Raw genomic sequence first — 13781 nt, forward strand, 5'->3', positions numbered from 1 at the left:
TTACGCGGTGGGAGCGGGGTGGGGGAGAGCGGGCTGCTCTACAGCCGGCTGCTCTACGGCCGGCTGCTCGACGTCCGGCCGCCGCAGCAGCTCGGCGCGGTAGCGGGCGGCGGCCGCCGCGGCGCCCCGCCCGCCGAGGGCGACGACGCCGACCAGGCGGCCGGCCCGGTGGTAGCCGACCAGGACGTCCCCGTCGGGGTCGCCGTCGAGGTCGCCGGCCAGGACGCGCGCGTCGTCCCGGCCGAGGCCGGGGGCGCCGAAGGACTGCAGCCGGAAGTCGTGCTGGTCGCTCCAGAAGGTCGGCAGCGGGGCGAACGGCGCGAGACCGTGGTCGGCGCCGGCGAGGTGGGCGGCGAGCACCCTGGCGGCGTGCTTGGCCGTGTCGGTGGGGATGGACCAGTGCTCGACGCGGCGCGGGACGCCGTCGTACCGGGCGTTGGGGAAGCGGGCGACGTCACCGACGGCGACCACCTCCGGCCGCCCGCCGGCCCGCAGGTGCTCGTCCGTGCGCACGCCGTCGGAGAGGTCCAGGCCGTTGCCTTCGAGCCACTCGGTGTTGGCCACCGAGCCGACCGACTCCACCACCACGTCCGCGGCCAGCACCCGGCCGTCCGCCAGCGCCACCCCGGTGACCCGCTCCTCGCCCCGGAAGCCGGTCACCCCGGTGGCGAGGGCGAAGCGGACGCCCCGCCGCCGGTGCCGCCCGAGCAGCGACCCGGCGAGCAGTTCGCCCAGCGGGCCGACCATGGGCAGCGGCTGCGGGTCGACGACGGTGACCTCGGCGGCGCCGAGGGCGACGGCGGTGGCGGCCACCTCGCAGCCGATGAAGCCGGCTCCGACCACGACCACCCGCGCGCCGGGCCGGGTCAGCGCCTCGCGCAGCCCCCGGGCGTCGGCCTGGGTCCGGACGGTGTGCCGCCCGGTGGCGGGGCCGGGGCAGCGCAGCCGCCGGGCGCGCATGCCGGTGGCCACGACGAGGGCCCGGTAAGGCAGGGTCTCGCCGCCGTCGAGTTCGACGGTCCGGCGGTCGAGGTCGGCCCGGACGACCGCGGTGCCCAGTCGCCAGTGCACGTCGGAGACGCCGGCCCGGGGCCGGAGGGCGAGCGAGTCGAAGGAGGCCGTGCCCGCCAGGACCTCCTTGGACAGCGGGGGCCGGTTGTAGGGCATGTGGGGCTCGTCCCCGACGAGGGTGATCGGCCCGTCCCAGCCCGCGGCGCGCAGCTGTTCGGCGGCGCGCAGCCCGGCCATCGAGGCGCCGGCCACGACGACGGGTGCGCCGGCCCCGGCGGTCGGCGTGCCGGCCCCGGCGGTGGGTGCGGTCACGGCTCAGTCCTCGATCCGGATGGCCTGGAGCGGGCAGACGTCGGCGGCCTCCTCGACGTCGGCGCGCAGGCCCTCGTCGGGGTGGGCGACGTACGCGAGGTGTCCGTCCTCGTCGAAGCGGAAGACGTCGGGGGCGGCGAAGACGCACTGGCCGTGGTCCTGGCACTTGTTCATGTCGACGACGACCTTCATGGCCGGTCCTCCTGGTGGTGGGGGAGCGTCGCGGGAAAGGGAGGGAACGGGGGGATCGCGGGGGGCGTGGGGCCGCGGGGCCGGATCACGGCCGAGGGGGCGGCGGACGCCGGAGGCTGGGGGCGATGGCCGCCGAGGAAGGCGGTGACGAGCGACCGCCAAAACGTTTGATGTCAAATAACATAGGAAGCAGCCGGCCTCTGGTCAAGAGCTATCCGGATGGATAAATTTCTGAGGCAGACCCCTTGCGGGAGAGCGACCGGCGTCCCTACCGTTTGCCACCAGCGAGCGAGCGTGTCCTGCCCCACCCCGCAGCCCGAAGCCGCCGCGCCCCCTCCCCCACCCCGCCACTGCCGTGCGCCCTGGCCCTCCCGACGCCGTGAACGCGGGGAGGCGCCCCACTTCCCCCAGAGGAGACACCGGTGAGCGCATCCGACATCCCGCCCGTCCGCCACCACCTGGAGCGGCTGGCTGCCCAGGGCATCGACGTGGTCCGGGTGACCTATCCCGACCTCATCGGCACCGAACGGGCCCGGGACGTCCTGCTGGACCACCTGCCCTCGGCCTGCGAACACGGCCTCGCCTTCTGCCGCGCCGTCTACCACACCAGCCCCCAGGGCGACGTGGTCCCCGTCCCCGGCGGCCTGGACGCCGGCCTGCCCGACATCTGCGTGCGCCCCGACCTCGACACCCTGGCCGCCCTGCCCTGGGAGCCCGGAGTCGCCAGCTGCCTCGGCGACGTCACCGACCCGGCCACCGGACGGCCCGCCCCGGAATCCCCCCGCGACCTGCTGCGCACGGTCGTCGACCGGTGCCGCGAGCACGGCCTGCACCCGGTCGTGGGGCCGGAGTTGGAGTACTTCCTGTGCGACGCCGCACCCGGGACGCCACAGGGCTGGCGCCGCTACAGCGAGGCCGCCGGCGTGGTCTACACGGCGGGGCTGCGCGCGGACGCCGACAACCACCTGCTGCGCACCCTGCGCCTGCTGCGCGACCTCGGCATCGGCATCACCAACGGCAACCACGAGTTCGACGGCTCCCAGTTCGAGATCAACCTCAACCACTCCGACGCCATGGCGGCCGCCGACCGCGCCTTCCGCTTCAAGTCCGCGGTCAAGGAACTCGCCCGCAAGGAAGGCCGGTTGGCCACCTTCATGGCCAAGCCCTTCCAGGGCGCCGGCGGTTCCGGCTTCCACCTCCACCTGTCCTGCGTGGACGGCGCGGGCGGCAACGTCTTCGCGGACCCGGCCGCGCCGTACGGGCTCAGCGCGACCGCGCGCCACGCGGTGGCCGGCGTCCTCGCCCACGCCCCGGCGCTCGCGGCACTGGCCAACCCGACGGTCAACTCCTACAAGCGCTTCGGCCCCGACACCCTCGCCCCCTGGCTGATCGACTGGGGGCTGGACAACCGCAGCGCCATGGTCCGGATCCCGCCGGAGCGCGGCTCCGGCAGCCGCTTCGAGCTGCGGCTGGGGGACGCGAGCGCCAACCCCTACCTGCTGATCGCGGGGACCGTCGCGGCGGCCCTGCTGGGCGTCCTCGCCGGCGAGGAGCCCGCCGCCCCGCTGGAGGGCTACGGCTACGACCGCGCCAGGTCCGCGCTGCTGCCGACGTCCCTGCCCGAGGCGCTCGACGCCCTGGAGGCGGACCAGGCCCTGACCGGGGTGCTCGGCCGGGACTTCGTCGACGCCTACCTCTCGTACAAGCGCGACGAGGTCGCCCGCTTCCAACGGCACGTCACCGACTGGGAGTTCACCGAGTACGCGTACCACCTGTGAGACCGAGGAGACCAACCGTGACCACCGTGCCGTCCACGCCGCCCGCCTCCGGCGCCATCGACGAACCGCTGCCCCTCGACCAGGTGGACCTGGCCGACCTCGACAACTTCACCGACGGCGTCACCCCGTGGCGGATGTTCCACACCCTGCGCCACCAGGACCCGGTGCACTGGCAGCCGGAGGAGGCGCCCAACTCCGGCTTCTGGGCGGTCACCCGGCACGCCGACATCGCCCGCGTCGACCGGGACGCCGAGACCTTCACCTCGACGAGGTTCGTGAACCTGGAGGAGGTCGACGACGACCAGATCAAGAAGCGCGCCTCCATCCTGGAGCTGGACGGGGTCCGCCACCGCGCCCTGCGCAGCATCCTCCAGCGCCAGTTCGGCGCGGGCGTCATCAACAGCTACGCCGACTTCCTGCGCGGCCTGACCGCCACCACGCTGGACGCCGCCCTGGCCAAGGGCCGCTTCGACTTCGTCAAGGAGGTCTCCGCCGACTTCCCGATCAACGTGCTCGCCCGCCTCCTGGACGTGCCCCCGGAGGACAACCAGCAGCTCATCGACTGGGGCAACCGGATCATCGGCAACACCGACCCGGACTACGCCGACGTCCTGCTGCACAGCGCGGAGAGCGAGAAGTACCGCGACCTGCCGTTCCGTTCGCCCGCCTCGCTGGAGGTCTTCGCCTACGGCCGCGAACTCGCCCGGCAGCGGCGCGGCGGCGCCGGCACCGACCTGGTCTCCAGGCTGGTCAACGAGACCCCCCGCGACGGGGTGCCGCTCTCGCCGCAGGACTTCGACAACTACTTCCTGCTCCTGGTCGTCGCCGGCAACGAGACCACCCGGCACACCATCAGCCACTCCATGCTGGCCCTCCTCCAGCACCCCGAGCAGCTCGCCCGCCTCCGGGAGGACCCGTCCCTCATCCCCGGCGCGGTGGAGGAGTTCCTGCGCTGGGCCTCCCCCGTCTACCACTTCCGCCGCACGGCCACCCGAGACGTCGAACTCGGCGGCAGGCGGATCAGGGAGGGCGAGAAGGTCGTGATGTGGTTCGCCTCCGGCAACCGCGACGAGGAGGTCTTCGGCAACCCCTACGACTTCGACGTGACCCGCCGCGACAACGACCACGTCACCTTCGGCAAGGGCAGCCCCCACCTGTGCCTGGGCAACCTGCTCGCGCGCACCGAGATCCGCATCATGTTCGAGGAGCTGATCCCGCGGCTGGCGGGCATCGAACTCACCGGGGAGGTCCCGCGGGTGCGCTCCAACTTCGTCAACGGCATCAAGCGGCTCCCGGTCGAGGTCACCCTCGCCTGACCCCGCCGCACGAGGTCGGACGGGCCGCCGCCGTCCGGGGACGGGCGGCGGCCCGGAGGCCCGTACGACGGCGCGTCAGCGCCGCAGGACGGTGACGCCGAGGCCCGGCGCGGAGCGGATCTCGGCCTCGGTGAAGCGCTCGGTCACCCACTGCTTGCGGGCGTAGACGCGGGTCTGGTCGGTGAAGTGCGGCGAGGTCGGGTCGGCGGACTCGCCGTAGGTGAGCAGCGTCCTGGTGCGCGGACCCCGGTCGGTCAGCTCGGTGGCCATCAGGAAGGTGCCGCCGTGCGGGACGCTGCCGAGGTTCGTCGGGTAGGTGCCGCCGCCGGTGCCCGAATCCGGCCCCGCCGTCAGCACGTTGAAGCAGCCCAGCTGGTGGGAGCAGCCGTGCAGCGGGATGCCCGCCCAGCGCTGGACGAGGCCGATCGGGGCGTCCACCGGCAGGCCGCGGGCCGCCATGCCCTTCACCGCGTCGGCCAGGGCGCGCTGGGCCTCGGGGTTGGCGGCGTCGATGCCGCGCGGGGTGGTCAGCGGCCGGGCCGGATCGGCCGGGACCGTCTGCCAGGCGGTCGTGCCGGTCCCCGCCAGCGCGTCCCGGTACGCCTGCCAGAGCACGGTGCCCCGGCTGTCGGCGTCGGCCCGGGTGTTCCAGGCGGCGAGCGCGTCGCAGGCCGGGCGGACGTCGACCCGGCTGCCGTCGGAGGCGGCGATCTCCGGGTGGGCGCGGCACAGCGCCACGGCGTCGTCGCGGTCGAGTTCGGCGCTCTGCACCCGGTTGCCGAACATCGTCGCCTGGAGCGAGCCGAGGGTGAACCCGGGGGCGCCGAGGCCGTCGGTGCCGGCCCGGCGGTCGGCGATCATCCGCAGGCCCAGCTGGCTGCGCAGCATCCGCGCGGAGGCGCCCTGGTACATGGCGGGAAAGCCGGTGAGCGGGGCCTCCGCGTTGGTCAGGTACGGGCCGTTGTTGGAGTTGGCGACGTAGTCGGTACGGGTCAGGCCCGGCTGGCTGGCGGGGCCGAAGACGCCGGGCACGAGCGCGTCCGGGTCGGTGCCCGGGTCGCAGGCGGCGGTCGAGCCGTCCAGCACCTGTCCGAAGCCGCCGCCCGCGACCAGGCAGCGGTCGCGCTGGGCGTCGGGGAGGTTCGGGACGGCGGAGGCGTCGGTGAACCAGGTGGTGCCGGTGGAGTCGACGGCCGTGGTGTACACCCACGGGAGGCCCTGGTAGGTGCGCTGGGCCTGGCGGAGCTGGTCGAGGTTCTGGGCGCGGCCGACCGCCAGCCACTGGTTCAGGGAGCGGAGGTTCTCGGCGTTGGCGTCGCCGAGGGTGTAGGCGTGCTCCCCGGTCCAGCCGTCGGCGAGGACGTAGCCGTGGCGGGAGCGGTAGAGGCTCCGGTCGACGGTGGAGAGCGTCCCGTCGGCGGCCCGGACGGTGACCTTGACGGTCTCCTGGGCCATCCGCTCGGCCTTGCCGTCCACCAGGTACGCGGTCGGGTCGCCGGGCACCAGGCTGAGCCGGTGGAGGGTGTAGTGGTCGGCGTAGCTGGTGGTGTGGCTCCAGGCGAGGCCGCGGGTGTGGCCGATCTGGAGGAACGGGATGCCGTACAGTCCGGCGCCGGCGACGTCCAGGACGCCGGGGATGGTCAGCTGGGCCTGGTAGAAGCGCTGCTCGCCGGCCCACTGGAGGTGCGGGTTGGCCAGCAGCAGGCCGGTGCCGTCGCGGCTGGCGTCGCGCCCGATCGCCCAGGCGTTGCTGCCGAGTTCGGGGTTGTCGGCGGAGTGCCCGGGGGCGGCGATCCGGGGTGCGTCCGCCGCGGGTCCGGCGGCTTCGGCGCGCGACGCGCCGGATGCGGGCCCGGTCGAGGCCGCGGGGACGGCCGTGGCGATCTGCTGCTTGGCGGCGCCGCTGCCCGCCAGGGTGTTGGCGGAGTAGAGGATGTTCCACAGGTCGTCCGCGGTGATCGGCCCGACCCAGGCCTTCCCCCGGCAGGACGGGTCCGGCAGGTGGTCGGGGCCGGTGTCGCGCAGGTAGCGGTTGTACCCGGCGACGTAGCCGTCCACCAGCTGCCGCACCTCGTCGGTCGGACCGAGCGGCGCGGGGGCGGCCTGCAGCCGCCGCACCGTCCCGGCGCGCAGCAGGCCCTGCTGGTAGGTGTCGCTCACCAGGTTGCTCACCCGGTCCACGGACTCGCCGTCCGGGCCGAGGTGGCGCGAGCGCTCGCCGCGCACGGTGAGCACCTGGTCGGCGAGCTGGCAGAGGTTGTCCTGGGCGAAGGCGTACCCGTAGCCGTAGCCGAGGCCGCCGAAGTCACGGGCGAGGACGTGCGGGACGCCGTACTCGGTCCGGCTGATCTTCGCGGTCCAGCCACCCCGGTCGGCGTCCGGGCCGGCCCCGAGGTCGGTGCCGGCGGCCTGGGCCACGGCGGGCACCAGGGCCGTCAGCAGCGCGGACGTCAGCCCGACTGCTAGCGCGCCCGAGGTGAACCGCCTTATTTTCGATGGGAACTGACGTTCCTTCATGTTCTTCACTTCCGTCATGGCCTCACCCTGTGGCCGCCGGCACCCGCCGGTCATCGCCCCTCGGGACGACCTGCCCTCGACCCTACGACCTATCCGTGTACACCCCGGGGAGGAGACGTTCCCTACCCGCACGACCCTCCCCTCGGACGATGCGGTCGTCGATCACAGGGTCCGACGCCCCGCCGGCGCCCGCTCAGCTGGCGCGGGGGCTCCCGGCGCACAGGGCGTGGTCGATCAGCTTCGAGGCCGCGTCCTCCTGGGCCTTGATGTGGTCCCAACTGTCGCCGAGCGCCTCGGACATGGAGACCACGGCGCTGCGCTTCCCGTCCTCGGTGACGCCGTTGAGGGTGATGAAGCCGCCGTCCCCGCCGTCGTGGCCCCAGTAGGTCCCGCCGCAGGTCAGCGAGCGCTTGACCAGGCCGAGCCCGTACTCGCCGCCGTGCCACATCTCCGAGGTCTGGTCGTCCACGGTCACCGTCCGCTGCATCTCGGCCAGTTGCCGCGCCGGCAGCAGCCGGCCCGCGAGCAGTGCGCGGAGGAGGACGTTCTCGTCCCGTGTGGTGGTGGCCCAGGAGAGCCCCTGGTCCATCGGCACCTGCTCGGTGACGTCCACCCGGCCGTCGGGTTCGGGGAAGAGCTGGTAGGCCTGGGCGTGCGGCCGGGGCAGAGTGGGCGAGGTGCCCATCAGCCGGGTCCGGTCGAGGCCGAGCGGGCGCAGGATGCGGTCCTCGACCTCCCGGTGGGCGGGGCGGCCGGTGGCCCGCTCGACGACCATGTCGAGCAGGAGGTAGCCGACATTGGAGTACCTCCAGCTCTTGTCGGTGCCGAACTCCGCCCCGGCCACCAGGTCTTCGGGCTGGTAGACCTTGTAGCGCTCCCGCTCGTACCCGTCCTTCGAGTCGTATCCGGGCAGGTGGTCCACGATGCCGCCCTGGTGCTGGAGCAGTTCGCGGACGGTGGTCCCGCCGCCGGCTCCGCCCTTGGCCCGTACCACCTCCGGCAGCCAGTGGCCGAGCGTGTCGTCCAGCGACAGCCGCCCCTCGGCCTCCAGTTGGAGGACCACGGTCGCGACCATCGTCTTGGCCGTGCTGGCCATCCGGAAGTAGCCGTCGGGGGAGACCGGGCGGCCGGTGGTGACGTCGGCGGTGCCGCTGGTGGCGACCGTCTGGCGGCCGTCGGGCCCGATCACCCGGGCCTGCACGCCGCTGATGCCGAGGTCGTGGATCGCCGCGGCGTCCCGGCGCAACTGCTCGGCGACGGACGGCCCGGCCGGGCGGGCGACGGCGGTGGCCGCGTTGGCGGCGAGCAGCACGGTGACGCCGGCCGCCACGACGAGGTGCCTGCGCAGGGTCGAACCCATGATCGAAGTCATGGCCGCACGCTAACCGGTTCCGGCCCGAACGGGCCGCGGTGCTCCGCTACTTGGGGGAGGAATGGGGGATGTCCCCCAGTCGTCCCCCAGCGCCGTCCCGGGACTCCCCCCGGGACTCCCCCGCACCGACTCCGTGGCGACTCAGCCCACCGAGGCCGTGACCGGCCGCGCCGGCTCGGCCCCCGCACCGTCGGCCGCCCCGCCCAGCGCCGCCAGCCGCCGCAGGCTGGCCCGGCGCTGGAGCGCGCCGAGGCCGACGGTCGCCGCGCCGAGCCCGAGCCAGCCGACCGGCCCGGCCGCCATCACCGCCCCGGTCAGCAGCAGCGGCCCCACCGACTTCTGCACCGACTGGGACATCCCGGCGACCCCGAGGTACGAGGCCTGGGCGCCCGGCGGGGCCAGCACGACCGCCAGCTCCCAGGAGCTCACCGAGCGCAGCAGTTCCGCCAGCGTGATCAGCATCGCCGCGGCCAGCAGCGCGACCGAGGCCAGGACCGGCCCGGCGCCGGTGGCGAGCGCGATCAGCAGGCAGCCGCCCAGCACCGTCACCCCGTACCAGCGGACCGCCGCGGCCGCCCCGAGCGCGCCCTCCGCCCAGGCGGAGACCCGCAGTTGCAGCAGCACCACGAGCACCGTGTTGAGCACCAGGAAGACCGGGACGACGGCGTGCGGCGCGCCGGTGTGGTGGACCAGCCAGAGCGGCAGCCCGACGTTGAGGACCGAGTCGTCCAGGTTCAGCGGCATGTCCAGCAGGACGAACCGCAGGTAGCCCCGGTCGCGCCAGGGGCTGGGCGCGGCGGCCGCCGCCCCGGCGGGCGCCTCCCCGGCCTTCGCCGCGACCAGGCCGCGCCCGGACGGCTCCCGGGTGCGCCAGACCAGCACGGCGGCCAGCACGTAGGACAGCCCGTTGGCCAGGATCAGCACCCGGTAGGCGGCGGTGGTCCCGACCGCCAGCCCGATCGCCGCGACACCCGCGCCGAGCGCGTACCCGGCGTTGGCCACGCTGCGGAACAGCGCCTGGTAGGTGGCCCGCCGCTCGCCCGCCACCCGGGTCGCGAACAGCATCTCCAGGGTCTTGGCGGCCCGTTCGGCCAGGCAGATCAGGGCCACCACGGGCAGCAGCGCGGCGAAGTCGTCGACCACCAGCAGCAGCCCCATCGCCCCGAGCCGCAGCAGGTGGCAGCCGATCAGCAGCCACCGCACCGGCACCCGTTCGGCCGCCCGCCCGGCCAGCGGGGACCCGGCGATCCCCGCCACCGCCCCGACCCCGAGCAGCAGTCCCAGCTGCCGCGCGTCCATCCCGCAGACGTAGGTGAAGTAGAGCACCGAGGCCGCTGCCCACACCCCCGTGCCGGTCCGGTCGACGCACTGCGCCAGCAGCATGATCCGCGCGTCCCGCCCGCCCGGCGGCCGCCGCAGCTGCGCTATCAGTCCGTTCCCCCGCATGGCAGGCCCCCGTCGTGTGCGTGGCGCGAGTCGCGCGATCGGCATCAATCTCGATATCAAGATACTTCACATCAAGAGACTTTTGGAAGCCCCGAAACCCCCGACGGCCGCCGGGCGCGGACGGCCGCACGACCCTCGACGCGCGGCGGGCGGTGCGCCACACTCTCCCCAGCAGCACCCGCGCTCCCAACGCACCGGCACGACGCCACGACGCCACGACCACCGCACTACGGAGAGCCGATCGGTGACCACTCCCCAACTGCTGGAGCTCGCCTTCTCGTCCGGACGGACCGGGGCCGGACCGGCCACCTGGGGCCAACGGGCCATCTGGGACGCCGTCCGACGGCTGCCGCCGGCCGACGCACCGCGCTACAACATCGCCACCGCCGCGCCGCTGGACCCGGGACTGCCCCTGCCCGTCCTGCTCGCCGCCCTGGAGCGGCTGCTGCACCTGCACGACTCGCTGCACACCCGGCTGCTCCCCGACGAGGCCGGCGGCCTCCGCCAACTCGTCGACGGCGAAGGCACCCTGGACGTCCACCTGTGGCCCGCCGGGGAGCACGAGGACCCGGCCGAACTCGGCACCCGACTGCACGAGGAGCTGGCGGCACAGCCCTTCGACACCGCCGCCCAGTGGCCGGTGCGGATCGGTGCGGTGACGGCGGGCGGGCTGGTCCGGCACATCAGCCTGGTGCTCTCGCACACCGCGGTGGACGGCTCCGGGATGAGCCGGCTGGTCGCCGACCTGTCCGCGCTCTGCCTCGGCAGCTCCCCCGAGGAGCTGGCCGAGCTGCGCGAACCAGCCCAACAGCCGCTGGAGGAAGCCGAGTTCCAGACCTCCGAACGCGGCCTGCGGCGCGACGCGGGGGCCCGCAAGCAGTTCGTGCGCAAGCTCCGACTCGGCCCGCCCCGACTCTTCCCGTCCCACCCCCTCCCGCCGACCACCGCAGAGCCCGCCCGGTTCCCGAACGCGGTGCTCCGCTCCCCCGCCCTGCCCCGGGCCGTCGAGCGGGTCGCGGCCCGGCACCGGGTCAGCACGGGCTCGGTGCTGCTCGCCGCGACGGCCGCGATGACCGCCCGGCTCGCCGGCTCCACCGAGGCCGTGCTGAACGTCGTGGTCAACAACCGCTTCCTGCCGGAGCTGGCCAACGCGGTCGGTGTGATCGCGGGCGACGGCCTCTTCCATCTCCCGGACGCCACCGCCGAGTTCGGCGAGGTCGTGCGCCGCACCCATGCCGCGGCGATCGGCACCTACCGCCACGCGTACTACGACAGGCTGGCCCTGGCCGCCGAGATCGACCGACTGACCGCCGAGGGGGTCCAACTGGCCGACCGCTCCTGCGTGTTCAACGACACCCGGGAGCTGCTCCCGGCCCCGGCCGCCCCCGGCGAGGAGCACACCACCCTCAGCTGGCCGGTGGAATTCGAGCCGCGCCCCGGCCTGACCTACGCCCTGGACGCCCTGCAGTCCGCCGAGGCGCTGAGCCTGGCCATGACGGCGGACCCGGCCCTGCTGCCGCGCCCCGCGATGGAGCGGTTCCTGTACGGGATCGAGGAGTTGATCCTCACCGAGGCTGCCGCGCCGGCGGACGGAGCGGCCGTCGGCGCTTGAACCTGACACTGATGTCAAGTTCTACCGTACCGGCATGACCACGACCGCCACCGCATCCCTGCTCACCCCGTACCGCCTCGGCGCGCTCGACCTGCCGAACCGCGTCGTCATGGCCCCGATGACGCGCTACCGGGCCGCCGAGGACGGCACGCCGCTGCCCGTCGTCGCCGAGTACTACGCCCAGCGCGCGAGCGCCGGCCTGATCGTCACCGAGGGCATCTGGCCCAGCCGGCAGGGCCAGTCCGGCTGGCGCCTGCCCGGCCTCGAGACGCCCGCGCACGCGGCCGGCTGGCGCGCCGTGACCGGGGCCGTGCACGCCGCCGGCGGGCGGATCGCCGCCCAGCTGATGCACGGCGGCCGCCAGGGCCACCCGCTCAACCGGCTGCTCGGCGACGTCCCGGCCGGCCCCTCCGCCGTCCCGGCCCCGGGCCCGGTGCACGTCAAGGACGGCGGCAAGGCCGAGGCCGTCACCCCGCGCGCCATGACCCGCGAGGAGATCCACCGCACCGTCGCCGACCACGTCGACTCCGCCCGCCTGGCCCTCGCCGCCGGCTTCGACGCCGTCGAACTGCACGGCGCCAACTCCTACCTGATCCACCAGTTCCTGGCCGACAACACCAACCTGCGCACCGACGAGTACGGCCCCCGCACCCTCGCCGACCGGCTGCGCTTCCCGATCGAACTGGTCACCGCCGTCGCCGAGGCCATCGGCCCCGACCGCCTCGGCCTGCGACTGTCCCCCGGCAACCCGCAGTTCGGCATGGACGAGGCCGACCCCGCCCCCGTCTACCGCGCCCTGCTCGCCGAACTCGACGGCCTCGGCCTGGCCTACCTCCACCTCACCGACAACGACGACTACCCGGCCCTGGCCGACCTGCGCCCGCGCTGGTCCGGCCCGCTGATCGGCAACGTCGGCGAGAACCGCGCCGCCACCGACCGCGAGCGCGGCGAGGCCGTGCTGGCCGCCGGCCTGGCCGACCTGGTCTCCTACGGCCGCGCCTTCATCGCCAACCCCGACCTGCCGGAACGGTTCGCCGCGAACGCCCCGCTCACCCCCGTCGACCCCACCCACCTCTACGGCCAGGAGGCCACCGGCTACACCGACTACCCCCGCCTCCCGGCCGGCCGCCCCGCCGTCCGGCCGACCACGAGCTGACCCAGGGCACCCCCGTCCTGACCCACTGTCAGTGCCACCCGCTATGGTCGGCCCCGAACCATCCAGTACCAACCGCACCGCCGTCACCAGGGGGCACCATGACCACACCGGGCACCCGCCCGCTCACCACCGCCGACCTCGTGGAGGGCTGGCACCGGGTGGGCGTCCGTGAGGGCATGGCGCTGATCGTGCACTCCTCGCTCTCCAGCCTCGGCCGGGTCGAGGGCGGCGCGGCGGCCGTGGTGGCCGGCCTGCGCGAGGCGGTCGGGCCCGGCGGCACCGTCGCCGTGCCCGCCTTCACCTCCGGCACGGTCCACGACCCGGCCCCCGGGCACAGCGGCCCGCCCGGCCCCGCGCTGGCCGAACTCCGGGCCGCCGTCCCGCTGTTCCACGCCGGGCTCCCCTGCGACACGGGCGCGGTCGCGGAGGCGCTGCGCGCCCTGCCGGAGAGCCTGCGCAGCACCCACCCGCAGGTCTCGGTCGCCGCCGTCGGCGCGCACGCCCGGGAGGTCACCGCCCGGCGCTCGCTCGGCTTCGCCGTCGGCCGGGAGTCGCCGTTCGGCGCGCTGCACGACCTCGGCGGGCACGTGCTGCTGGTCGGCGTCGGCCACAACCGCAACACCTTCCTGCACTACGCCGAGACCTTCGCCCCCAACCGCCGGCTCAAGCTCCGCCGCTTCCCGATGGCGATCCAGGGCGAGCGGGTCTGGATCGAGGCACCGGACGTGGGGGACGACAACGACACCCACTTCCCGGTCGTGGGGCGGGAGTTCGAGGAGCTGGCGGGCATCCGCGAGGTCCTGGTCGGCGCCGCGCCCTGCCGCCTGGTCCCGGTCCGCGAGCTCATACCCTTCGCCGTCCGCCGCCTCACCGAACTGCGGGCGGCGGACGGCCCCGGGGAGGCATAGGCCGGGCCGACGGTCCCCGCAGCGCGCGCGGAACCGCCGACCCGAACCCCCTCGGGCGTGTCTTCAAACTCCCGTCGTCCGCCCCCCGGGCGGGCGGGGGGGCGGTGGGGTGGGGGCATCGCAAGGCGGGGGTGGGAGCCACAGCGGGGCAATTGCGAACC

10 protein-coding genes are annotated in these 13781 nt (G+C 74.6%); 5 read left to right on the forward strand and 5 right to left on the reverse strand.

Going from position 1 to position 13781, the window contains the following annotated elements; translation table 11 throughout:
• On the reverse strand, positions 1 to 1323 hold the full coding sequence (locus tag ACFU7Z_RS02360; RefSeq protein WP_380775422.1) for an NAD(P)/FAD-dependent oxidoreductase: 1323 nt from the start codon (positions 1321 to 1323) through the stop codon (positions 1 to 3).
• Between the two features lie 3 nt (positions 1324 to 1326).
• Positions 1327 to 1515 carry a ferredoxin gene (locus ACFU7Z_RS02365; RefSeq protein ID WP_049656520.1) on the reverse strand — a complete coding sequence of 63 codons (189 nt, stop codon included), beginning with the start codon at positions 1513 to 1515 and terminating at the stop codon, positions 1327 to 1329.
• Positions 1516 to 1937: 422 nt separating this feature from the next.
• On the opposite strand from ACFU7Z_RS02365, the gene ACFU7Z_RS02370 reads away from it, so the two are divergent.
• Together ACFU7Z_RS02370 and ACFU7Z_RS02375 are read left to right on the forward strand one after the other, a co-directional pair.
• A complete protein-coding gene (locus ACFU7Z_RS02370; protein WP_380663819.1) occupies positions 1938 to 3293 on the forward strand; it encodes a glutamine synthetase family protein in 1356 nt (451 codons plus the stop codon).
• 26 nt (positions 3294 to 3319) lie between these two features.
• Entirely contained in the window at positions 3320 to 4609 is a 1290-nt protein-coding gene (locus tag ACFU7Z_RS02375) for a cytochrome P450 (protein WP_380775435.1), read from the forward strand.
• A 75-nt stretch (positions 4610 to 4684) separates the two neighbouring features.
• Here the strand turns inward: ACFU7Z_RS02375 and ACFU7Z_RS02380 are convergent, their stop codons facing one another.
• The 3 genes from ACFU7Z_RS02380 to ACFU7Z_RS02390 all read right to left on the reverse strand — a co-directional run bounded on the left by ACFU7Z_RS02380 (position 4685) and on the right by ACFU7Z_RS02390 (position 9944).
• The gene (locus tag ACFU7Z_RS02380) at positions 4685 to 7144 is read right to left on the reverse strand and encodes a penicillin acylase family protein (protein WP_380775424.1); all 2460 of its coding nucleotides are present in this window, start codon (positions 7142 to 7144) and stop codon (positions 4685 to 4687) included.
• A gap of 175 nt (positions 7145 to 7319) precedes the next feature.
• Positions 7320 to 8498: a serine hydrolase gene (locus ACFU7Z_RS02385; protein ID WP_049656527.1), complete on the reverse strand. Its 1179-nt coding sequence runs from the start codon at positions 8496 to 8498 to the stop codon at positions 7320 to 7322.
• 141 nt (positions 8499 to 8639) lie between these two features.
• The gene (locus ACFU7Z_RS02390) at positions 8640 to 9944 is read right to left on the reverse strand and encodes an MFS transporter (protein WP_380775426.1); all 1305 of its coding nucleotides are present in this window, start codon (positions 9942 to 9944) and stop codon (positions 8640 to 8642) included.
• A gap of 244 nt (positions 9945 to 10188) precedes the next feature.
• Here ACFU7Z_RS02390 and ACFU7Z_RS02395 point away from each other — a divergent pair, with 244 nt between their 5' ends.
• The 3 genes from ACFU7Z_RS02395 (at position 10189) to ACFU7Z_RS02405 (ending at position 13620) form a co-directional block, all read left to right on the forward strand.
• Positions 10189 to 11556, forward strand: coding sequence for a condensation domain-containing protein (locus tag ACFU7Z_RS02395; protein ID WP_380775428.1), 1368 nt, complete (start codon positions 10189 to 10191; stop codon positions 11554 to 11556).
• Between the two features lie 34 nt (positions 11557 to 11590).
• A complete protein-coding gene (locus ACFU7Z_RS02400; RefSeq protein ID WP_380775431.1) occupies positions 11591 to 12712 on the forward strand; it encodes an alkene reductase in 1122 nt (373 codons plus the stop codon).
• 98 nt (positions 12713 to 12810) lie between these two features.
• A complete protein-coding gene (locus tag ACFU7Z_RS02405; protein ID WP_380775433.1) occupies positions 12811 to 13620 on the forward strand; it encodes an aminoglycoside N(3)-acetyltransferase in 810 nt (269 codons plus the stop codon).
• The last annotated feature ends 161 nt before the right edge of the window (positions 13621 to 13781 follow it).

This window comes from Kitasatospora sp. NPDC057518, from assembly GCF_042802075.1.
Lineage (GTDB): Bacteria > Actinomycetota > Actinomycetes > Streptomycetales > Streptomycetaceae > Kitasatospora.